The organism is Pseudoduganella sp. OTU4001 (assembly GCF_038440195.1).
Taxonomy (GTDB): domain Bacteria; phylum Pseudomonadota; class Gammaproteobacteria; order Burkholderiales; family Burkholderiaceae_D; genus Rugamonas.
This window is the reverse complement of record NZ_JASATG010000022.1, coordinates 39,350-58,914: the sequence shown is the minus strand read 5'-3', so window position 1 is coordinate 58,914 and position 19,565 is coordinate 39,350. Positions and strand designations below refer to the sequence as shown.

General features: G+C 61.9%; 24 protein-coding genes. 6 read left to right on the top strand and 18 right to left on the bottom strand.

What is annotated here, in order from left to right; all coding sequences use genetic code 11:
- Nucleotides 1-3: 3 nt before the first annotated feature.
- The 8 genes from AAHE99_RS18700 to AAHE99_RS18665 are packed head-to-tail and all read right to left on the bottom strand — an operon-like array spanning nt 4 to nt 7,447.
- Nucleotides 4-1,857 (bottom strand): putative bifunctional diguanylate cyclase/phosphodiesterase, encoded by a 1,854-nt coding sequence (locus AAHE99_RS18700; protein WP_342118852.1) that lies wholly within the window; start codon nt 1,855-1,857, stop codon nt 4-6.
- Complete coding sequence (locus tag AAHE99_RS18695; protein WP_342118851.1) at nt 1,857-2,405, bottom strand: heme NO-binding domain-containing protein; 549 nt, start codon at nt 2,403-2,405, stop codon at nt 1,857-1,859. Before AAHE99_RS18695 ends, AAHE99_RS18700 begins: the two co-directional genes overlap by 1 nt.
- A gap of 54 nt (nt 2,406-2,459) precedes the next feature.
- On the bottom strand, nt 2,460-3,503 hold the full coding sequence (locus AAHE99_RS18690; RefSeq protein WP_342118850.1) for an AI-2E family transporter: 1,044 nt from the start codon (nt 3,501-3,503) through the stop codon (nt 2,460-2,462).
- A 20-nt stretch (nt 3,504-3,523) separates the two neighbouring features.
- Nucleotides 3,524-4,102: an SCO family protein gene (locus tag AAHE99_RS18685; RefSeq protein WP_342118877.1), complete on the bottom strand. Its 579-nt coding sequence runs from the start codon at nt 4,100-4,102 to the stop codon at nt 3,524-3,526.
- A gap of 5 nt (nt 4,103-4,107) precedes the next feature.
- Nucleotides 4,108-4,983, bottom strand: a complete 876-nt coding sequence (cyoE, locus tag AAHE99_RS18680; RefSeq protein WP_342118849.1) for a heme o synthase — start codon at nt 4,981-4,983, stop codon at nt 4,108-4,110.
- A 2-nt stretch (nt 4,984-4,985) separates the two neighbouring features.
- Nucleotides 4,986-6,128: a COX15/CtaA family protein gene (locus AAHE99_RS18675; RefSeq protein WP_342118848.1), complete on the bottom strand. Its 1,143-nt coding sequence runs from the start codon at nt 6,126-6,128 to the stop codon at nt 4,986-4,988.
- Between the two features lie 10 nt (nt 6,129-6,138).
- Nucleotides 6,139-6,690 carry an SCO family protein gene (locus AAHE99_RS18670; protein ID WP_342118876.1) on the bottom strand — a complete coding sequence of 184 codons (552 nt, stop codon included), beginning with the start codon at nt 6,688-6,690 and terminating at the stop codon, nt 6,139-6,141.
- Nucleotides 6,691-6,727: 37 nt separating this feature from the next.
- Nucleotides 6,728-7,447 carry an SURF1 family protein gene (locus AAHE99_RS18665; protein ID WP_342118847.1) on the bottom strand — a complete coding sequence of 240 codons (720 nt, stop codon included), beginning with the start codon at nt 7,445-7,447 and terminating at the stop codon, nt 6,728-6,730.
- A 40-nt stretch (nt 7,448-7,487) separates the two neighbouring features.
- Here AAHE99_RS18665 and AAHE99_RS18660 point away from each other — a divergent pair, with 40 nt between their 5' ends.
- Complete coding sequence (locus AAHE99_RS18660) at nt 7,488-7,688, top strand: DUF2909 domain-containing protein (RefSeq protein ID WP_342118846.1); 201 nt, start codon at nt 7,488-7,490, stop codon at nt 7,686-7,688.
- Between the two features lie 75 nt (nt 7,689-7,763).
- Here the strand turns inward: AAHE99_RS18660 and AAHE99_RS18655 are convergent, their stop codons facing one another.
- The 7 genes from AAHE99_RS18655 to AAHE99_RS18625 all read right to left on the bottom strand — a co-directional run bounded on the left by AAHE99_RS18655 (nt 7,764) and on the right by AAHE99_RS18625 (nt 13,626).
- The gene (locus tag AAHE99_RS18655) at nt 7,764-8,627 is read right to left on the bottom strand and encodes a cytochrome c oxidase subunit 3 (RefSeq protein ID WP_342118845.1); all 864 of its coding nucleotides are present in this window, start codon (nt 8,625-8,627) and stop codon (nt 7,764-7,766) included.
- Between the two features lie 27 nt (nt 8,628-8,654).
- Nucleotides 8,655-8,840, bottom strand: a complete 186-nt coding sequence (locus tag AAHE99_RS18650; protein WP_342118844.1) for a DUF2970 domain-containing protein — start codon at nt 8,838-8,840, stop codon at nt 8,655-8,657.
- Entirely contained in the window at nt 8,837-9,373 is a 537-nt protein-coding gene (locus AAHE99_RS18645) for a cytochrome c oxidase assembly protein (protein ID WP_342118843.1), read from the bottom strand. Before AAHE99_RS18645 ends, AAHE99_RS18650 begins: the two co-directional genes overlap by 4 nt.
- Nucleotides 9,374-9,484, bottom strand: a complete 111-nt coding sequence (locus tag AAHE99_RS18640; RefSeq protein ID WP_342118842.1) for a cytochrome oxidase small assembly protein — start codon at nt 9,482-9,484, stop codon at nt 9,374-9,376.
- 45 nt (nt 9,485-9,529) lie between these two features.
- The gene (gene ctaD / locus AAHE99_RS18635) at nt 9,530-11,128 is read right to left on the bottom strand and encodes a cytochrome c oxidase subunit I (protein WP_342118841.1); all 1,599 of its coding nucleotides are present in this window, start codon (nt 11,126-11,128) and stop codon (nt 9,530-9,532) included.
- A 13-nt stretch (nt 11,129-11,141) separates the two neighbouring features.
- Nucleotides 11,142-12,362, bottom strand: coding sequence for a cytochrome c oxidase subunit II (gene coxB / locus AAHE99_RS18630; protein WP_342118840.1), 1,221 nt, complete (start codon nt 12,360-12,362; stop codon nt 11,142-11,144).
- Nucleotides 12,363-12,702: 340 nt separating this feature from the next.
- Nucleotides 12,703-13,626, bottom strand: a complete 924-nt coding sequence (locus tag AAHE99_RS18625; RefSeq protein WP_342118839.1) for a methyltransferase domain-containing protein — start codon at nt 13,624-13,626, stop codon at nt 12,703-12,705.
- A 60-nt stretch (nt 13,627-13,686) separates the two neighbouring features.
- On the opposite strand from AAHE99_RS18625, the gene AAHE99_RS18620 reads away from it, so the two are divergent.
- The 4 genes from AAHE99_RS18620 (at nt 13,687) to AAHE99_RS18605 (ending at nt 16,583) form a co-directional block, all read left to right on the top strand.
- The gene (locus tag AAHE99_RS18620; RefSeq protein ID WP_342118838.1) at nt 13,687-14,442 is read left to right on the top strand and encodes a ComF family protein; all 756 of its coding nucleotides are present in this window, start codon (nt 13,687-13,689) and stop codon (nt 14,440-14,442) included.
- Between the two features lie 9 nt (nt 14,443-14,451).
- Nucleotides 14,452-14,922 (top strand): tRNA (uridine(34)/cytosine(34)/5-carboxymethylaminomethyluridine(34)-2'-O)-methyltransferase TrmL, encoded by a 471-nt coding sequence (gene trmL / locus AAHE99_RS18615; protein ID WP_342118837.1) that lies wholly within the window; start codon nt 14,452-14,454, stop codon nt 14,920-14,922.
- 70 nt (nt 14,923-14,992) lie between these two features.
- The gene (locus tag AAHE99_RS18610; RefSeq protein ID WP_342118836.1) at nt 14,993-16,060 is read left to right on the top strand and encodes a hypothetical protein; all 1,068 of its coding nucleotides are present in this window, start codon (nt 14,993-14,995) and stop codon (nt 16,058-16,060) included.
- Nucleotides 16,061-16,124: 64 nt separating this feature from the next.
- Nucleotides 16,125-16,583: a DUF421 domain-containing protein gene (locus AAHE99_RS18605; protein WP_342118835.1), complete on the top strand. Its 459-nt coding sequence runs from the start codon at nt 16,125-16,127 to the stop codon at nt 16,581-16,583.
- Here the strand turns inward: AAHE99_RS18605 and AAHE99_RS18600 are convergent.
- Genes AAHE99_RS18600 through AAHE99_RS18590 form a run of 3 tightly spaced genes read right to left on the bottom strand, consistent with a single transcriptional unit; the run spans nt 16,580 to nt 18,513 of the window.
- Nucleotides 16,580-16,834: a hypothetical protein gene (locus tag AAHE99_RS18600; protein ID WP_342118834.1), complete on the bottom strand. Its 255-nt coding sequence runs from the start codon at nt 16,832-16,834 to the stop codon at nt 16,580-16,582. The genes AAHE99_RS18605 and AAHE99_RS18600 overlap by 4 nt on opposite strands.
- A 9-nt stretch (nt 16,835-16,843) precedes the next feature.
- A complete protein-coding gene (locus AAHE99_RS18595; RefSeq protein WP_342118833.1) occupies nt 16,844-17,326 on the bottom strand; it encodes an adenylyltransferase/cytidyltransferase family protein in 483 nt (160 codons plus the stop codon).
- Nucleotides 17,323-18,513, bottom strand: coding sequence for a PilT/PilU family type 4a pilus ATPase (locus AAHE99_RS18590; protein WP_342118832.1), 1,191 nt, complete (start codon nt 18,511-18,513; stop codon nt 17,323-17,325). Before AAHE99_RS18590 ends, AAHE99_RS18595 begins: the two co-directional genes overlap by 4 nt.
- A gap of 96 nt (nt 18,514-18,609) precedes the next feature.
- Here AAHE99_RS18590 and AAHE99_RS18585 point away from each other — a divergent pair, with 96 nt between their 5' ends.
- Nucleotides 18,610-19,548 (top strand): hydrogen peroxide-inducible genes activator, encoded by a 939-nt coding sequence (locus AAHE99_RS18585; protein ID WP_342118831.1) that lies wholly within the window; start codon nt 18,610-18,612, stop codon nt 19,546-19,548.
- Nucleotides 19,549-19,565 lie beyond the last annotated feature (17 nt).

Genomic DNA, 19,565 nt, shown 5'->3' with positions numbered 1-19,565 from the left:
CTCTTACGGAATCGCGTCCGGCAGTACTGCCAGCCCCATCGAAACACCGTCGCTCAGGAACTTCGCCGCCTGTGCTTCAGGCAGCGGCTTGCTGAAGAAATAGCCCTGCAACTCATCGCAGCCTTCGCGCGCCAGCAGTTGCAGCTGGCCTTCCGTTTCCACGCCCTCCGCGATGGCTTTCAAGCCCAGGCTATGCGCCAGGCGGATCACGGCGGTGACGATGGAGCGGTCTTCTGGATCGCGCGTCAGGCCGCTGGTGAAGCTCTTGTCGATCTTCAGCTTATCCACCGGGAAGCGCTTCAGGTAGCTGAGGTTGGAGTAGCCCGTGCCGAAATCGTCGATCGACATGGCGACGCCGATGTCCTTCAGGCGGTACATCAGGTCGATGGTGCCTTCCGGGTTATCCATCGACAGGCTTTCCGTCAGTTCCAGCTCGATCAGGTGCGGATGCAGATGGTAGCGCGTCAGCACTTCGCGCACCTGCTTCTCCAGGTCCGAGTTGGAGAACTGCGAAGCCGCCACATTGATCGCCACCGGCACCACCGGCACGCCGGTGTCCAGCCACTTGCGCATGGTGGCGCATACCTTGTCCAGCACCCAGTTGCCGATGGCGATGATCAGGTTCGATTCTTCCGCAACCGGGATGAATTCGAGCGGCGGCACCAGGCCCAGGTCCGGCGACTCCCAGCGCAGCAGCGCCTCCATGCCGATCACCTTGCCGCGCCGGATATCGACCTGCGGCTGGTAGTGCAAAACGAACTCGTCGCGCTGCAGGGCGCGCATCAGGCCCTGCTCCAGCGTCACGCGCGCATCCAGGCGGTGCTGCATTTCCGGCGTGAAGAACTGGAAGCGGTTGCGGCCGCCCTCCTTGGCGCGGTACATGGCGATATCGGCCTGGCGCAGCAGCACTTCGGCCTGCGCCCCGTCATTGGGATACAGGCTCAGGCCCATGCTACCGGTGATGATGTGGTCCTGGCCGGCCAGTTGCAGCGGCTGCGCCAGGCGCGCGCCGATACGTTCGGCAATCATGCCGGGCGTGGTATCGCCCAGCGGACTATCCAGCAGCAGCACGAACTCGTCGCCGCCCAGGCGGGCCACGGTATCGAAGTCGCGCACGCATTTCTTCAGCGTACCGGCCACCGTGCGCAGCAGCTCGTCGCCCACCGCGTGGCCCAGCGTGTCGTTGATCTGCTTGAATTTATCCAGGTCGACGAACACCACCGCCAGCTTTTCCTTGCGGCGTTCGGCGCGCCGGATGGCATGCGTCAGGCGGTCCAGGAACAGGCTGCGGTTCGGCAGGCCAGTCAGCTGGTCGTGCGTGGCCTGGTGCTTGATCGCCTTTTCGTGCAGCAGGCGTTCGGTGATGTCGTGCGCCACGTTCATCACCGAATCTTCGTTGTTGAAGCGGATATCGGACGCAAAGAATTCGACGTCGACCAGGTTGTTATCGACGCGCAGCAGTTGCAGCGTGCTGCGCTGCTTCTCATGCACCTTCTGCAAATCCAGGCCCGACCACTCTTCCACTACCGTGTGGAAGGCTGGCGGGAAGCGGTCGAGCGCATTGGTGCCGATCAGTTCTTCCGCCGTAGCGGCGCCGAACAGGCGCACCGCAGCCGGATTGACGAAGGTGATCACGCCGCCGCTGTGGATCCAGATCGCATCCGGCGCCAGCTCCACCAGGGTGCGGTAGCGCAGCTCGCTGTCCTCCAGGTGGGTATTCAGCTGGCGCAGGTGCTGGAAGTTTTCGTACAGTTCGAGGGACTTCTGTTCGAGCAGCGTCTCCGCTTCCTTGCGTGCAGCGCGCTCACGCAGCAGGCTGCGGGTCGCGACCGTGCTTGGGGGAGAGTCGGGATTCATCAGGCTTGCTTGACCAGTTCAAAGCGGACGCGGTGCAACGCGCCTTCCTTCGGCAAATCGACACGGGTGACCTTGATGTCTTCGCCGAAGTGCTTGATACAGCCGGCAATGAGGCCCTCGGCCAGGTCGCCGAAACCGCGCGGCGAACTGTAAAGCATTACCAGCGAATCGGGCGTTGGGCGCTCGCATGGCAACGTTGGCAGTTCGGCATCGGGATACAGCTTGCGCACCTCGACGTGGATCACGTCGTCGATGCGAGCCAGGAAGTCGAAGGCGGTGCGGCTGTCGGCGAACAGCGCCTTATACTGCAAGCTGAAACGCTGGAACAGGTGTTCGCCGAACAGGTGGATCAATTGCGGCACGCTCAAGCCGCTGGCGTTGGACAGGGCTTGGACCAGGCGCACCAGCTCCGCGTGGTCATAGGTGCCCACTGCAGTGTAGGCGCCGTCGTTGGGAAGGTTGGCTTCCGTGATAATCCGGTCCAACATATCGAGGCCCATGCGCGTTTCAACCAGCTCCATGAACTCCGTAAATACGACGCCTTTCATTGCGCCCTCCTTGTGATCGTTGGACAGGCGCTAGTATAACCCTTCTGTAATGAACTATACGACTGGTTTAACTTTCGTCCAGTTTCTAAGCAAGCCAAGCGCCACCGCCAGCAGGGTTGGGCCGATGAACAGGCCGACGAAACCGAAGGCCAGCACGCCGCCCATCACGCCCAGCAGCACCAGCGCAAACGGCAGGCTGGAACCGCGCGAGATCAGGATCGGCTTGACCACATTATCGACGCCGCTGATCACCACCAGGCCGTAGACCACCATGAAGATGCCCCAGCCGGTCAGCCCTTCCGAGAACAGCCAGATCGCCGCGCCGCCCCAGATCAGCGGCGGTCCCACCGGCACCAGCGAAAAGATGAAGGTAGCTACCGACAGCAGCGCCACCGCCGGCACGCCAGCAATCAGGAAACCCACCGCAGCCACAGCAGCCTGTGCCAGCGCCGTGCCCAGCATGCCGTACATGACGCCCGTCACGGTGCGGCTGACGGTCTCGGACACCTCCACCGCATGCTCGCCCATGATCTTGTCCATACCTACCGCCAGGGCGGCCACGATGTTATGGCCGTCGCGGTACAGGAAGAAGGCGACGAAGGCGGCCAGGCTGACTTGGGCCACGCCGGCGCCCAGCACGATGCCGCTATTCAGAAGGACCGTGCGCGCCGGCTCGATGTACTTCTTGGCGACCGCCACCAGTTCCTCCTTGCTGCTCAGGACCTGGCGCAGGTAGGCATCGACCGATTCACCCACCAGCGGCAACTGGCGCAGCCAGGCCGGCGGCTCGAAATGCCCTGCCTCCAGCGCCACGCGGGCGCCGTGGTAGAAGTGCGTCACGCTGTCGGCGATATTCCAGGTCACCAGCGACAGCGGCACCAGGATCACCAGGATCAGCGACACCGTCATCACGGCTGCGCCAAGCGTGCGGCGCCCTTTCAGGCGGCCAAGCAGGCGTTCGTATAGCGGCCAGGAGGAGATGGCGATGGCGGCGGCGAACAGGATGCCGGCCAGGAAGGGACGGAGGATGTAGAGGCAGCCAATGACCAGGAAGACAATGGCTGCCAGGCGGCTATAGGGCTGAAATCGTTTTTCCATGCCCCTAGCTTAACAGGAATTCAATTTGCGGCGAGCAGCTTCAGGTCATGCACGATCGGCGCCGGGCCGCCGCCGTGGCGCAGGAACAGGCGGATCTTGCCGTTCTTGTCGAATACGTAGCTGCCGGCGGTGTGGTCGATGGTGTAGCTGTCGGCGGTTTTGCCCGGCACCTTCTGGTAGAACACCTTGAATTCCTTGGCGGTGGCGGCGGTCTGCTCCGGCGTGCCGTACAGGCCGACGAAGCGCGGGTCGAAGCCCGGCACGTATTGCGCCAGCAGTTCCTTGGTATCGCGTTCAGGGTCGAGGGTGGCAAACAGCACCTGCACCTTGTCCGCGTCCGGGCCCAGCTCCTTCATCACGGCCGACATTTCGGCCATGGTGGTCGGGCATACGTCCGGGCAGTGGGTGAAGCCGAAGAACAGCACCACTACCTTGCCCTTATACGACTCCAGCGTGACCGGCTTGCCGGTATGGTCGTTCAGAGCGAAGCCGTTGGCGTAACCCAGGCCGGTCAGGTCGGTGTTCTCGAATTTCAGCTGCTTATCGCCGCAGCCAGCCAGGGCGGCCAGCATGAACAGCGCCGCAAACAGTTTTTTCATCATGTTCAGATCTTGACGTAGTGGTCGACCAGCAGCGCCGCGAACAGCAGCGACAGGTAGATGATGGACCAGGTGAAGGCCTTGCGCGCCACGATATCGCTGTAATGCTTGTAGATGCGCCAGCCGTAGTACAGGAACACCGCATTCAGCACCACCGCGCTGGCCAGGTAAATCAGGCCGCTCATCTTCACCGCGAACGGCAGCAGCGTGGTGGCGGCCAGGATGATCGAGTACAGCCAGATATGGAAGGCGGTAAAGCCCATGCCGTGGGTCACCGGCAGCATCGGCAGACCGGAACGCTCATAGTCGGCCTTGCGGTACATGGCCAGGGCCCAGAAGTGCGGCGGGGTCCAGACGAAGATGATCAGCACCAGCAGCCAGGCTTGCATCGGCACGTCGTTGGCGACGGCGGCCCAGCCCAGGGCCGGCGGCATGGCGCCGGACAGGCCGCCGATCACGATGTTCTGCGGCGTGGCCGGCTTCAGGATCATGGTGTAGATCACGGCGTAGCCGACAAAGGTGACAAAGGTCAGCCAGGCGGTCAGCGGGTTCACCAGCTCGTGCAGGATCCACATGCCGGCGCCGCCGATCACCAGCGAAAACACCACGGTGGATTTGACGCTGATATCGCCCATCGCCATCGGACGGCGCGCGGTACGCGCCATGCGCGCGTCGATTTCGCGTTCGGCCAGGCAGTTGACGGCAAACGCCGCACCGGACAGCAGCCAGATGCCGGCGGTGCCGGCGATCACCACGCGCCAGTCAGGCAGGCCGTCGGTGGCCAGGAACATGCCGATGACGGCGCAAAACACGGCCAGCTGCGTGACACGCGGCTTGGTCAGCGCCCAATACTGGGCCATGCGGGAAGTGGAGGATTTCATTGTTATTGATATGCGGGCGCAGCGAGATACTTGGCCCGGTAGTTTATCATGGTCAGCAACAGCACCAGGGCTGCCGCGCCCGCGTTATGGACCACCGCAATGGCCAGCGGGAAGTTGAAGTAAATGGTTGCCACGCCGCTCAGCGCCTGCAATGCCAGCACCGCCGCCATCCAGCGCGCGTGCTTGCCCAGGCCTTCCACACGCCAGGCCTGCCACGCGGTCAGGCCCAGCACCAGCACCACCACGGCCGCGAAGTTGCGGTGCACCCAATGGATCGCGGTCAGCGCGGAGAACGGCAGGTAGTGGCCGGCCGCGGTCTTGCCCAGGTCGCGCCACAGGTGGTAAGCGTGTTCGAAATCCATCTCCGGCACCCAGGCGCCGGCGCAGGTCGGGAACTCGGTGCAGGCCAGGGTGGCATAGTTGGAGCTGACCCAGGCGCCCAGCGCCAGTTGCACCAGCAGCACCACGCCCGACAGCGCGGCCAGCAGGCGGATGCGGGTCAGGCGCGCATGCTGCGCCATCGGCGCGGCGGCCATCGGCGCATGCAGCTGGTCCTCACGTCCGCCGAACCAGGCCAGCAGCGCAAGCAGCGACATGCCCAGCACCAGGTGGCCGGTCACGAAAATAGGCTGCAGCTTCTGCGTCACGGTCCAGGCGCCGAATGCGCCCTGCAGCAGGATGAAGAAGAACAGGAAGGTCGGGAATCCGGGCGACACGCGGCGCGCGAACACCACCGCGTTGGCCGAGCCGCGGCGGCGGCCCAGCCAGCGCCACCACGCCACCCCCATCATGGCCACGATCAGCACACCAATGCCCATCGCCAGGTAGCGGTGGATCATTTCGATCCAGGCTTTGACCATGGTGACCGGACCGGTCGGCATCAGCGTTTCCGCCGCGCGGATCTGTTCATGCGCGATGAAAGGATTGGCTTCGCCGTAGCAGCCCGGCCAGTCCGGGCAACCCAGGCCGGAGTCGGTCAGGCGCGTGAAGGCGCCGAACACGATCAGGTCGAAGGTCAGGAACACCGCGATCCAGACCAGCTTGCGGTACTTGTTGGTGTCCTTGGAGATCCAGACGATCGACAGCGGCAGCGCCGCTACCAGCAGCGCCGTGATCGCCATATGGGCAAAGGAGTTGTGGTCCATTGCATGCGCCTTAGCCGATGGCCGAAGCCTTGAGCAGCTTGGCGATATCCTTCTTCACCTTGGCCGGGTCGGCATCTTTCGGGAAGCGCATCATCAGGTTGCCCAGCGGGTCGATCAGGTAAATATGCTCTTCCACCTTGCCGCCCTGCTCCAGCGGCAGCCACTTGCCCACCACATCGGCCGGCGCGCGCAGGAAGCGGGTGCCGTCGTTCACGCGCAGCATGAAGGTTTCCAGCGGTTCGTTATCGGTGATCAGCCAGACGCGTTCGACGCGGTCGGCTTCCTTGCCCTGCATGGTACGCAGCTGGCGCATCATGAACAGCATGTCCTGGCATTTCTGGTCGCAGGCGGAGCCGCCCACTTTCACCATGATCCACTTGCCTTTAAAGTCCTCCAGCGTCTGCGGCTTGCCGTCGACTGTGGTGCTGGCCATGGCCGGAATCGGATACTGGCGCGGGTCGATCAGGTCGCCGTAGTTGGTGCGGCCTTCCGGCTTGATGAAGTGATAGGTGATGTAGGAAGCAATGATCGGCGCAGCGCACACCAGCAGCACCGCAAACATGCTCCAGCGGCCACGGCGGCGCTGGTTCTCGACTTGTTTAGTGTTTTCCACTTTTTCTCAACCCAGTGAATACGAAGAAAAGTACTGCCATTGCCGCCAGTGCGTACCACTGGAAGGCATAACCCTTATGCTTGTCCGCGCCCAGCGCCGGTGCCGGCCAGTCGCGCACCAGCGCTTCCGCCGCCGCGCCATCCGGCGTGGTCTGCTCGACCACAATCGGCTGGAACTTCCAGCCGGTTGCCGCCGCAACTGCCGCCGCATCCGCATTCTGCACGATCGCCCCCGGCGCCAGCTTGGCCGCCTCACCCAGCTGCATGACGTGGCCCGGCGCCAGCCGCGCGATGCCCTCCACCGTCACCGGCCCGGCCGGCGTGGCGTAGGCAGGCAGCTTGCTGCGGTCCGCCATATCGCGCGGCAGCCAGCCGCGCGCCACCAGCACATGCATATCGCTGCCGGCCAGGCGCAACGGCATCAACAGGTAGAAACCAGGCCGTCCGCCATGCGGACGATTGTCGAGGTAAACCGGCCAGCCGGCCACCCACTCGCCCCGCAGGCGCACACGGCGGAACTCCACGGCGGCCGCAGCGACCGGCGCCGCGCCCAGCGTCAACGGAGCGGCCGCATTGCCGGCGGCCAGTCGCGCTTCCAGCGCGATCTTCTGCGCCGCGCGGCCATCCTGCCAGCGCCCGGCCGCAACGCCGATGGCGACCAGCACAGCGGTCGCCAGGAAGGGGATCAAGCGGAAGCGGAATGCCATACAATGAGACCTTATTTTCCTTAGTTCCTACTTAATTACCATGAAATATTTCGTCGCCGTAGCCTTCGTGCTGATCATCGGCAGCCTGGCTTCGGCCTTCATCAGCATGATGCGCAGCAAATCGGCCAATCCGAAGATGGTGCGCGCCTTCGCGCTGCGCGTCGGCTTCTCGATCTTCCTGTTCATCACCATCCTGGTGCTGGCCAAGATGGGCTACATCAAGCCGACCGGCATCCGCTAGGATGCTTACAAATGCAAAAAAGCCGCAGGCAAGCGCTGCGGCTTTTTTTATTGCGGGCTAAATTATACCCGCGTCTTACAGCCAGTACACGACGACGTACAGGCCCAGCCAGACCACGTCAACGAAGTGCCAGTACCAGGCCGCGCCTTCGAAGGCGAAGTGGTGTTCAGCGCTCATGTCGCCGCGGATCAGACGGTACAGGACGACGGACAGCATGATCGCGCCCATGGTCACGTGGAAGCCGTGGAAGCCGGTCAGCATGAAGAAGGTCGAACCGTAGATGCCGGAGGTCAGCTTCAGGTTCAGTTCGCTGTACGCGTGCATGTACTCGTAAGCCTGGAAGCCCATGAACACGGCACCCAGCAGCACGGTCGCAGCCAGCCAGAAGATCGCTTTGGAGCGGTTGGCAGCTTGCAGCGCGTGGTGCGAGATGGTCAGGGTCATGCCCGAAGCCAGCAGCAGCGCGGTGTTGATGGTTGGGATCGGGAACGGGCCCATCGGGGTGTACGAATCCACGGTGCCAGCAGGACCAACGCTGCCAGTCCAGGCGCCGTTGAAGTCAGGCCAGATGAACTTGTGGTCCAGGTCAGCCAGCCATGGGAAGGTGATGGAACGGGCGTAGTACAGCGCGCCGAAGAAAGCACCGAAGAACATCACTTCGGAGAAAATGAACCAGCCCATCGACCAGCGGTAGGACACGTCGATACGCTTGGAGTACAGGCCTTTTTCCGACTCGGAAATGGCGTCGCCGAACCAGCAGTACAGTACCGACAGGGTCATGACGATACCAGCCAGGCAGGCCACCATGCCCCAGGAGGCATCGTTAACCCAGGCGGAAGCGCCGATCATGGTAATCAGCAGGGAAATACCTGCCAGCATTGGCCATTTGGATGGACCAGGCACGAAGTAGTACGGTGCCGCGGCGTTATTAGAGCTCATCTTGTTCTCCCTAAAATCCTGCAAAATTTACTTTAAGACTACAAATTTAACGATCGATACCAGCAGGCCGATGAACATGGCCGCGCCCAGCAGGGCGGCGATGATGACGTGGGCGATGCTCAACTTCTGCTCATCCTGGTCAAAATCACCTTTGCGGCGCAGGCCAATAAACGACCACAGCACTGCTTTCATCGAATACAGGAACGACTTCATGACTTGCCCACCAGCCCGGTTTCGAAGAAGGTGTACGACATGGTCATGACTTTAATATCCTTTGGCACCGCCGGATCGATGTAGAACATCACCGGCATCTGCCGCGCCTCGTTCGCCTTCAGGGTCTGCTCCTTGAAGCAGAAGCATTCAACCTTCCTGAAATGCGGCGTGACGCTTTGCGGCGTATAGCTTGGAATCGCCTGGGCTTTCACCTCGCGCGGCAAGCTGTTCACCACTTCGTACACCACGGTGACCATTTCACCAGGATGCACGGTAATACTGTTTTGTGTCGGGCGGAAGCGCAGCGTGCCTTGCACATTGCTGTCCAGCTCAACGGTAATCGTACGGCTGGTGTCGACCTGCGTGTTTTTCACGTCGTCGACGCTGCCGTCGCGCTGTGTCAGCACGTTAATGCCGAGCACCTCGCACAAGTGCTTGTAGACCGGAATCAGCGCATAACCGAATCCGAACATCATCACCGCGATGACCAGCAGTTTGCCGAGCATCTTGCGGTTGGAATCCCCGGTGCTCATTTACACACCAAGGATCCAGCGTTTCGCGATCACTGCCGCGAAGAACACCAGCGCTACGGAACCCAGGATCAGCGCCAGGCGCAGGTTGTTCGGCTTCTTCGGATCAGACATTTGCTGCTTCCTACGCAGGCGGCCGGGCCGCCCGCAAAAACGTCATTACTTGACAGTCGGTGGTACTTCGAAGGTGTGGAACGGCGCCGGCGATGGCACGGTCCACTCCAGGCCTTCTGCGCCATCCCATGGCTTCGCTTCAGCTTTCTTGCCGCCGCGGATGGTCGGCAGGACCACAGCGAACAGGAAGAATGCCTGGGACAGACCGAAACCGAACGCGCCGATGGTGGCGATCGAGTTGAAGTCGGTGAACTGTGCCTGGTAGTCAGCGTAACGACGCGGCATACCGGCCAGACCCAGGAAGTGCATTGGGAAGAAAGTGATGTTGAAGGTGATCAGCGACAGCCAGAAGTGCGCCTTGCCCATGGTTTCGTTAACCATGTGGCCGGTCCACTTAGGAGCCCAGTAGTAGAAGCCTGCGAACAGCGCGAACAGGGAACCTGCCACCAGCACGTAGTGGAAGTGCGCCACCACGTAGTAGGTATCCTGCAGCTGGATGTCGACCGGGGTCACTGCCAGCATCAGGCCGGTGAAGCCGCCCATGGTGAACACGAAGATGAAGCCAACCGAGAACAGCATCGGGGTTTCAAAAGTCATCGAGCCTTTCCACATGGTCGCGATCCAGTTGAAGACCTTCACGCCGGTCGGCACGGAGATCAGCATGGTGGCGTACATGAAGAACAGCTGCGAGGTCACCGGCATGCCGGTGGTGAACATGTGGTGCGCCCAAACGATGAACGACAGGATCGCGATGGACGCGGTGGCGTACACCATCGAAGCGTAGCCGAACAGCTGCTTGCGGGAGAAGGCTGGGATGATCTGCGACACGATACCGAAGGCCGGCAGAATCATGATGTACACCTCTGGGTGACCGAAGAACCAGAAGATGTGCTGGTACATGACCGGGTCACCGCCGCCAGCGGCGTTGAAGAACGAGGTACCGAAGTGACGGTCGGTCAGGGTCATGGTGATGGCGCCTGCCAGAACCGGCATCACAGCGATCAGCAGGTAGGCGGTGATCAGCCAGGTCCAGCAGAACATCGGCATCTTCATCAGGGTCATGCCAGGAGCGCGCATGTTCAGGATGGTAACGATGATGTTGATGGAACCCATGATCGACGACGCGCCCATGATGTGCATCGCGAAGATACCCATGTCCATGCCGATACCCATCTGGGTCGACAGCGGAGCGTACAGGGTCCAGCCGGCAGCGGTCGCGCCGCCTGGCACGAAGAACGAGCCAGCCAGCAGGATTGCCGCAGGCGGCAGCAGCCAGAACGAGAAGTTGTTCATACGGGCGAACGCCATGTCGGATGCGCCGATCTGCAGCGGGATCATCCAGTTAGCGAAGCCGACGAACGCAGGCATGATCGCGCCGAACACCATCACCAGGCCGTGCATGGTGGTCAGCTGGTTGAAGAACTCAGGCTGGAAGAACTGCAGGCCTGGTTTGAACAGTTCGGTACGGATCATCAGTGCCAGCACGCCGCCGGACAGCAGCATGATGAACGAGAACCACATGTACAGGGTACCGATGTCCTTGTGGTTGGTCGCGAACAGCCAACGGCTCAGGCCGTGTGGGTGATCGTGTGCGTGATCGTGGTCGCCGTGGGCGTGATCGTGTGCGTGATCGTGAGTGCTCATGTAAAGCTCCTAATTACTTGCGTGCAGCCACAACTTCGGCTGGCTGAACGATGTTTTCCGCTGGCTTGTTCGACCAGGTGTTGCGGGTGTAAGTGATAACAGCCGCGATGTCGGTGTCAGACAGTTGCTTCCATGCCGGCATTTCGGATGGGAACTTGCCCGACTTCTGGCCGTGCAGCAGAACCTTGATCTGTTCGGCTTTTGGACCATTCACAACTGCCGAGCCGTCCAGTGCAGCGAATGCACCTGGCACGCCCTTGCCGTTGCCCTGGTGGCAAACTGCGCAGTTAGCGGTGTAAACTTTTTCGCCCTTGGTCTTCAGTTCGTCGATAGTCCAGGTCTTGTTCGGGTCGTCAGCCAGGGCTGCCATTTCCTTCTTCTTGCCTTCCACCCAGGCGGTGTACTCTTCGGCGGTCACAACGCGGACCACGATCGGCATGAAGGCGTGCTCTTTACCGCACAGTTCGGCGCAGTTGCCGCGGAAGGTGCCAGTGTATTCAGCTTTGAACCAGGTGTCGCGCACGAAACCAGGGATCGCATCCTGCTTGACGCCGAAGGCTGGGATCATCCAGGCGTGGATCACGTCGTTCGCGGTGGTCACGATACGGATCTTCTTGCCGACTGGAACAACCACTTCGTTGTCCACTTCCATCAGGTAGTTTTCGCCGCGCTTTTCGGTTGGCGCTTCGCCTGGGTTGCCCACTTGCGAGCGTGGGGTGGACAGGTTGGAGATGAAGGAAATGCCTTCGCCTTCGCCCTTCAGGTAGTCATAGCCCCACTTCCACTGCATGCCGGTCGCCTTGATGGTGATGTCGGCGTTGGAAGTGTCTTTCATTGCAACCACGGTCTTGGTCGCTGGCAGTGCCATACCGATAACGATCAGGAAAGGCACCACGGTCCAGGCGATTTCAACCGCGGTGGATTCGTGGAAGGTCGCAGCTTTGTGGCCGAGCGACTTGCGATGCTTAAAGATCGAATAGAACATCACGCCGAACACGGCGACGAAGATCACCATAATGATGACCATCATCAGCGTATGCAGGCTGTAAATATCAGCAGCGATCTGCGTTGCAGGAGCCTGCAGGTTCAGCTGATTAACCATTGGACCACCGGTACCGCCGGTCGCGGTCTTGTAGTCAACGGCCGCTGTCGCCGCAGGACCGGCCCACGCCGCATTCGCGGCGGTGACGGCCAAGCCGAGCATCAACGATTGAAGTCGTTTCGCAAGTTTCATGTTTTCCCCAACCACCCAAAAATAAAAAAATTGGTGTGCGCCGTTGCCCGCCGAACCGGACTGCCGCCGCACGCTAAAACACCTAAAGGTTCCGAGCCTGTCCCGCACGAAAAAAAATTTCGCGAACCGGACTGTGCTGGAACCTTGAAAATCGCTGCCGGCGACCTTACATCACCGTTAGCATTGTTGCCACGTTTGCCTGCCCGGGATCGCTTTGTCGCGTTCGGCTGGACGAAGTACTGGCAAAATTAGTCAATGATTATACTCAGTGAACATGTCCTACATCAAGGGCAGATGCCCTTTCGATGTGGTAAACCCCGGTAATTTCGCCTATTTCTGCCTATTTTTTAGGCTTGCGCGGCAGGTCAAAACGGATGATCGCCTCCCCGCTGCTGGTCACGCGCGGCGCCGGACGGAAAGCGTGTCCGTAGATCACTTCAAACGTTAATGCCAATTTGCCATCGGCGCGACGCTGTTTTTCCAGCGCGGCCTTCAGGCGCGCAAAACCGTCCTTGCCCAGCAGCCCCCTGCGGCGGGTCTGCAGCGGGTTGCCGCCCAGGGCACGGGCGTCGGCCAGCAGCTTGTCGGCATTGTCGTAAGTAACTGTTATCTTTTCCATATCCATGACCGGCTCGGCAAAGCCGGCTTCCACCAGCTGGTCGCCAAAATCGTGCATGTCGACGAACGGCAGCGTGTGCGGCGCCAGGTCGACTTCGGCGAAGGCGGCGCGCAGCTCCTGCAGCGTATCGGGACCGAAGCACGAGAACATGAGCAAACCGCCAACTTTCAGCACCCGGTGCCATTCCGCGAACACGCGGTCCGGCTGCGGGTGCCAGTGCAGCGCAAGATTAGACCAGACCAGGTCGACATTGTTGCGCGCCAGCGGTAGGTCAGCCATATCGGCACACAGGTAGTCAATGCCGGACTTTGCTGGTAGCAGTTTGCCAATCAATTGGCTGAAGCCGGATTTGCCGGCCTGGCCGCGCGCGGCGGCGATCATGCCGGGCGAGCTGTCGGCGCCCAGGATCTGGGCGGCGGGATAACTTTTTTGCAAGACCGGCAGGTCGGCGCCTGTTCCACAACCGGCGTCCAGCACACGCTGTGGGTTCACTTTCACCAGTTGCAGGCGTTCGTGCATGCGGCTGGCGATTTCGCGGCGCAGGAAATCGGCTTCCGCCACGCGCGCCGGATCGGCAAACAGCTGGCGGACTAGATCCAGATCAATGGGAGCGCTCAATTTCGGCGGTTTTGCTGGGACTTGCATATTTATTACGGCTTTAGAATGGGATAATCCGGGCAGTTTACTCGTTCGCGGGGATTTGCGATGGCCCTTGCTTTGGCCGGCGGTCTGCTGGCCGCCTTGCTGCCCTCCAATTGCGTGCTGTGCGGCGCCGCCGGGCCCACCCTGCTCTGCCCCGGCTGCCACGAGCAATTCTTCCGCCCCCACCCGCCCCGCTGCCCCATCTGCGCCAACCCGCTGCCCCCGCCCGCCGCGCCTGACGGCGCGTCCCGCCCGGCCGCACTGGCGTGCCTGGTCCCCTGTGGGCGCTGCCAGTCCGACCGTCCCGCTTTCGACGCCACGATCGTGGCGGCCGAATACGCCCTTCCTGTAGACCGCCTGATCCTTCAGTTAAAATTCGCCGGACAGCTCGCGCTGGCGCGCCTGTTCGCAAGCCTGCTGGCCGATGCGGTGCAGCGCCACGACAGCCCGCGTCCGGCCGTGCTCTGCCCCGTGCCGCTCGGCCTGCAGCGCCTGTCCGAGCGCGGCTTCAACCAGTCGCTGGAAATCGCCCGCCCGCTGGGCAAGCAGCTCGGCATTGCGACGCACGCGCAGCTGGCAGTGCGGGTGCGCGACACGCGGGCGCAGAGCAGCACGCCCCACGGCGCACGCCAGGCCAATGTTGCCCAGGTCTTCGCCATCCCCGACCGGGCGCTGGTGGAAGGCCGGCATATCGGCCTGGTGGACGACGTCATGAGCAGCGGCCAGACGCTGCAGGAGCTGGCGGCAACATTGAAGCGCCACGGCGCCGCGCGCGTGACGAACCTCGTGTTCGCCCGCACGCCCCCGAATACGAACTAGGAGAAAAACTTGTTTCATGTAGTGCTGGTCAACCCGGAAATCCCACCCAACACGGGCAATGTGATCCGCCTGTGCGCCAACACCGGCGCGCAGCTGCACCTGATCGAGCCGCTCGGCTTCCCGCTGGATGACGCCAAGATGCGGCGTGCCGGCCTGGATTACCACGAGTATGCGGAAATGAAGGTCCACAAGGATTGGTCGGCCTTCCTGGCCGACGTCCAGCCGGACAGCAGCCGCATGTTCGCCATGACCACCCATGGCTCGCGCCCCTTCGCCGAACTGGCCTTCCAGCCCGGCGACGTATTCGTGTTCGGCAGCGAAACGCGCGGCCTCGCGCCCGAGTTCCGCGAATCCTTCCCGGCGCAGCAGCGCATCCGCCTGCCCATGATGCCGGGCAACCGCAGCCTTAACCTCTCCAACACCGTCGCCGTCGTCGTATTTGAAGCCTGGCGCCAGCACGGCTACGCCGGCGGCGCCTAAGGTTTGATCTAGATCAAACGCCGGGCCGCCAACGCGCGGAACCCGGCGCAGGGACGGCGCTCCAACGCGCATGTCCCCTACCCCAGATCCCACCCACAGCCCCGACCAGCTCGACGGCGCCTGGAAGTGCGCCCTTGAATACTTGCCGGCCGAGTGCCTGACGCTCTGCTTCCCCGCTATCGCGGCGGCGCTGGACCTGTCATGCCCGTTCACCGTGCTCGATGCCGAGCTGCATCAGCCGGTTGATAGCGCGGCGCCCGCCAGCAATGCCTGCCACGCAGACCGCGTCTGGCGCTGCATAGCAAGCGACGGCCAGCCAGTCATCCTGCACCTAGAAGTCCAGTGCCAGCGCGACGAACATTTCGCCGAACGAATGTACGTCTACCACGCCTTGCTCTTCGTCAAATACCGCATTCCCGTCATCAGCCTGGCCATCCTGGGCGATGACAGTGCCATCTGGCATCCCGCACAGTTCGGCTATGGCTTCGGCCCCAGCTGGCTAGCCATGCATTTCGGCACCTGCAAGCTGCGCGAGCTGGAACCTCAGCTTGCTGCGCTGCTGAAGGCCAGCAACAGCTTCGCCCTGTTCATCGCGGCTCATCTGCAAACAGTGCGCACAAAGCGGGAACCTTTCGCGCGCCTGGCTGCCAAATGCAGGCTGACAGAAATCCTGCGCGGGCCGGGCTGGAGCGACGCCCAGCGTATGCAAATGCTCGAGCTGCTGGACCGCATCATGCAACTGCCATCCGCGCTGGACTTTCACTTCCGTCAGAATTTCACGAAGGAGGATTTCATGTACGTATCGCTTTGGGATCGCTGTAAGGAAGATCTGCGCCAAGAGCTGCAACGTCAGGCGGCAGAGCATCTTGCGAAACAACTTGCAGAAGCACGGGCGCGCTGCCTCGTGGAAGGCCGTGAAGAGGGCCGTGAAGAGGGCCGTGAAGAGGGCCGTGAAGAGGGCCGTGAAGAAGGCCGTAAGGAGGGTCGGAGGCTGATGCTGATTGACCTGGCGGAACAGCGTTTCGGTCCGTTGCCAGAGCACGTCGGCCGGCAGCTAAGCGCGGCTGGCGCAAACGAAGTGCAACGCCTGGCACAGCGCATTTGCGACGCCAAGTCACTCCAGGATTTGCTGGGTTGACGAACGGAAGCGTGTGGCCGCGCGCGCTTGAACTGACGTATAACCGGGCTGAAAGGAGCCCGACATGTTCGACATCGACCTGCCCTGGTGGGAGTTCGTCGTGCGCGGCGTAATGATCTACATCGCGCTGCTGGTCATGATGCGCGTAAGCGGCAAGCGCACCGTCGGCCAGTTCACCCCGTTTGACCTGCTGGTCGTCATGTTGCTCAGTGAGTCCGTGTCGGCCGGCCTGACCGGCGGCGACGACTCGGTGGCCGGCGGCCTGATCGTGGTGGTGACGCTAGTCGCGCTGAACGTGGCAATCGCCTTCATCACCGCGCGCAGCAGCAAGGCGGCCGATTTCGTGGAGGGCACGGCCGTTCTGCTCGGCCGCGACGGCAAGATCTTCAAGCACGTCCTGCGCCGCAACCACGTGGCGGAAGGCGATATGGAACAAGCGCTGCGCGAACACGACTGCCCGCTGGGAAAGATGAAGTACGCCTTCCTGGAAGCGGATGGCAAGATCACCATCCTGCAGAATTAAAGGAAGCCGATGTGCTTGCGCTCCAGCCCCGACATCACGAGCTTGACATACCGGTTGGGGATGTACAGCTCCAGCTCCACCGCCGCCCCTTCCGCATTCTGCGTTTCCGCAATCAGGTGGAAGAAGCTGCGGTCAGGATTGGCTTCCTTGCACGCGAGGAACTTGCCTGAAGGTCCATCGGCCAGATAGTCCTTGAGCACGGCGCCCAGTTCCGCCACGCCCTCATCGGTCAGCAGCACACCAAAAGCCATGACGGCCTCCTATTTTCCAAACATGCGCACCTTGGCCAGCAGCTTGGTGGTCGAGCGGTCGTGCTCGAAATCGATGGCCACCGCCTTGCCGCCGTAAGCCAGCACCGCCTTCCCTTCCGGGATCGCGGTCATATCGTAATCGCCGCCTTTGGCATAGATTTCCGGTTTCGCCTGCAGCACCGCCTCCAGCGCCGTGTCCTCGTCAAACGGCACCACCAGGCTGACCGATTCCAGCGCCGCCAGCAGCGCCATGCGGTCATCGCAATTATTCAGCGGACGGTCATCGCCCTTGCCCAGGCGCTTGACGGAAGCATCGGTATTGGCCGCCACCACCAGCGAAGCGCCCAGCGAGCGTGCCTGCGCCAGATAGGTCACATGGCCGCGGTGCAGGATATCGAACACGCCATTGGTCATGACCACCGGCTTGGGCAGCTCCGCCACACGCGCCGCCAGATCGGCGCGCGCGCACATCTTCTTCTCAAAATCGATCATTCGCCTTCTTCTTCCTCTTCTTCATCCAGTTGCATGCTCAGGCCGCCCGACTTGGCCGGCGTCGCGGCTTCAGCCGCATCCGGCGGCGGGCGGCTGCCGTGCAGCTTGATCTGCAGGCGCAGGCCGTTGGTCGAATCGGCGTTGCGCAGCGCCTCTTCGTAGCCGATATAGCCCCTATTATAAAGTTCGAACAAGGCCTGGTCGAAGGTGCACATGCCCAGTTCGCGCGACTTGGCCATGATCTCCTTGATCGAGTGGAAATTGCCTTTGAAGATCATCTCGGCGATGGTCGGCGTGTTCAGCAGGATCTCGATGGCCGCCTTGCGGCCGTTGCCATCTTCGGTGCGGATCAGGCGCTGCGACACGATCGCACGCAGGTTGGAAGACAGGTCCATCAGCAGCTGGTTGCGGCGCTCTTCCGGGAAGAAGTTGATGATGCGGTCCATGGTCTGGTTCGCATTGTTCGCGTGCAGGGTGCCCAGGCACAGGTGGCCGGTCTCGGCGAAGGCAATCGCGTGCTCCATGGTTTCCGTATCGCGGATTTCGCCGATCAGGATCACGTCCGGCGCCTGGCGCAGGGTGTTCTTCAGCGCATGGTGCCAGGTATGGGTATCCACGCCCACTTCGCGGTGCGTGATCAGGCAGCCCTTGTTCTTGTGCACGTACTCCACCGGGTCTTCCACGGTGATGATATGGCCGGCCGAATTCTGGTTGCGGTAATCGATCATGGCCGCCAGCGTGGTCGACTTGCCGGAGCCGGTACCACCCACCACCAGCACCAGGCCGCGCTTGGTCATTACCACTTCCTTCAGCACTTCCGGCAGGTCCAGCTTCTGGAAATTCGGGATTTCCGAGGCGATGGTACGGATCACCATGCCCACCGCCTGCTGCTGCACGAAGACATTGACGCGGAAACGGCACACATTCGGCAGCGAAATCGCGAAATTGCACTCCAGCTCCGCCTCGAACTCGCGGCGCTGCTTATCATTCATGATGGCATAGGCCAGGGCGCGCGTGACATCCGGCGTCAGGCGCTGCTGGCTCAGGGCGCGCATCGAGCCCTGCGACTTGATGCTGGGCGGGAAATCGGCCGAAATAAACAGGTCCGAGCCGCCCACCTGGTGCATGGCGGTCAATAATTTATGGATATACGCCTGGGCTTCTTCATGGCCTAGTGTGGATGACATAGTCGCCTCTCTGAATAGATTGCTGGTCATTATAGCCAGCGCCATCATCCATCCGTAGCATTGCACCAATGCATACACCTGTGTTCAAATGGATTTATGACACTGACCGAGCTTAAATATATCGTAGCAGTTGCCAGAGCGAAACACTTCGGCCATGCCGCCGAAGCGTGTTTTGTTGCCCAACCCACCCTGTCGGTCGCCATCAAGAAACTGGAGGACGAGCTCGGAGTCGTCCTGTTTGAGCGCGGCGGGGCGGAGATTTCCGTCACCCCGCTGGGGGCCCAGATCGTGGCCCAGGCGGAGCGGGTGCTGGAACAGACGGCGGCAATCAAGGAGCTGGCGAAGCAGAACAAGGACCCGCTGGCCGGGCCGCTGCGCCTGGGCGTGATCTACACCATCGGCCCCTACCTGCTGCCGCCGCTGGTCAAGCGGATGATCGAAAAGACGCCGCAGATGCCGCTGATCCTGCAGGAGAACTTCACCGTCAAGCTGCTGGAAATGCTGCGCCAGGGCGAACTCGACGCGGCCATCATGGCGCTGCCGCTGCCGGAGCACGGCATGGCGGTCCAAGCGCTGTACGACGAGCCGTTCGTGGTGGCGATGCCCAAGAGCCACCCCTGGTCGGGCCGCAGCAGCGTGCCGGCCGAACTGCTGAAAACCGAAACCATGCTCTTGCTGGGCAATGGCCACTGCTTCCGCGACCAGGTGCTGGAAGTGTGCCCCGAAATGGCGCGCTTCTCCTCGCCCGGCAACGGCATGCAGCGTACTTTCGAAGGTTCCTCGCTGGAGACCATCCGCCACATGGTGGCCAGCGGCATCGGCCTGACCGTGCTGCCACGCGCCTCGGTGCCGGATATGGAAGGCCGCGACGGCATGTTGGCTTTCCGCTATTTCGAGAATCCCGAGCCGAACCGGCGCGTGGTCATCGTCTGGCGCAAGAGTTTTACCCGCAAGGCTGCCATCGACGCCATTGTGGAAGCGGTGGGCGACTGCCAGCTGCCCGGCATCCGCATGCTGAACGGCCACGCCGAGTAAAATACGGGGATGGAAGC